Origin of the sequence: [Phormidium] sp. LEGE 05292, assembly GCF_015207735.1 — a bacterium.
Lineage (GTDB): Bacteria > Cyanobacteriota > Cyanobacteriia > Cyanobacteriales > Aerosakkonemataceae > Floridanema.
The window spans coordinates 1-1,604 of the sequence record NZ_JADEWG010000333.1 but is presented as its reverse complement, the minus strand read 5'-3'; the positions used below and the strand labels follow the sequence as shown (position 1 = coordinate 1,604).

The 1,604-nt window shown below is 39.7% G+C and carries 1 protein-coding gene; it reads left to right on the top strand.

All coding sequences use genetic code 11. The features are described from left to right. Nucleotides 1-1,604: Tn3 family transposase (locus IQ264_RS32430; RefSeq protein WP_193986887.1), on the top strand; the 1,604-nt coding region annotated here is incomplete at both ends.

Here is a 1,604-nt window from a genome sequence, read left to right as displayed (position 1 = left end):
CCAGAAGATGAAGTTCTCATAGATGGAGTACTCAAAAATAGCTGGCGGGAAATTGTCGTAGAAGTGGACGCTTCTGGAGGGGAGAAAATCAATCGCGTTAATTATGAGATTAGCGTACTTCAGGCATTAAGAGAACAACTGCGGTCTAAAGAAATTTGGGTAGTTGGTGCTAAACGTTATGGTAATCCCGAATTAGACCTCCCGAAAGATTTTGAGGTGCAACGGCAGGTTTATTATCAAGCTTTAGGTCAGCCAACTGATGCTGAAACTTTTATTAGGAGCTTACAGCAAAAAATGACAGCATCTTTAGAGCAATTAGATAGCCAAATGCCGAAAAATCAAAAGGTAAAAATTCTAAATAGAGATAATGGCTGGATTTCAGTTTCCCCTCTAGAAGCACAACCAGAACCGTTAAACTTACAGCGACTCAAGGGAGAATTGATTTCGCGGTGGCCGATGACTAGTTTATTGGATATTCTCAAGGAAACTGATTTACGAGTCGGGTTTACGGAACAGTTTCATAGTGTAGCTTCTCGCGAAAATTTGGAGAGAAAGATTTTACAAAGACGGTTATTGCTCTGTTTATTTGGATTAGGAACTAATACAGGTATTAAACGGCTTAGTAGCGGGGGAACTGGAGAAAATTACCCTGATTTGTTATATGTTAAACGACGTTATATTCACAAAGAAAATTTGCGGAATGCCATAATTCAGGTAGTTAATGCAATTTTTCAGGTAAGAATGCCCCATATTTGGGGTGAAGGGACAACTGCTTGTGCTTCTGATTCTAAAAAGTTCGGTTCTTGGGATCAGAATTTGATGACTGAGTGGCACATCCGTTATGGTGGTCGTGGGGTGATGATTTACTGGCACGTTGAGCGGAAATCGGTTTGTATTTATTCTCAGTTAAAAACCTGTTCTTCTTCCGAAGTGGCGGCGATGATTGAGGGTTTATTGCGCCACTGCACGGATATGAAGTTGGAAAAGAATTATGTTGATACTCATGGTCAAAGTGAAGTGGCTTTTGCTTTTTGTCATCTGTTAGGTTTTCAGTTATTGCCTCGGTTGAAGAGAATTCACAAACAGAAGTTGTATCGGGTTGTTGCTGGTCAAAGTAATGCTTATCCTAATTTACAGCCTGTATTGACTAGGCCAATTAATTGGGATTTAATTAGGAATCAGTATGACCAAATGATTAAGTATGCAACTGCTTTGAGGTTGGGGACGGCGGAGACTGAGGTAATTTTAAAACGTTTTAGTCGCTCTAATTTAGTACATCCTACTTATCAAGCTTTGGCTGAGTTGGGAAAGGCCGTGAAGACGATTTTTTTGTGTGAATATCTAGCCTCGGAAGAGTTGCGCCAAGAAATTAATGAAGGGCTAAATGTGGTGGAACAATGGAATAGTGCTAATAGTTTTATTTTTTATGGGAAGAACAGTGAAATTGCTACGAATCGATTAGAAGACCAAGAGATAGCGGTATTGTCTTTGCATTTGTTGCAAATTTGTTTGGTGTATATCAATACGTTGATGATGCAGCGAATTTTGTCGGAAAAAGATTGGTTAAAGTTGATGCACAGAGATGATTTTCGCGCTCTCACTCC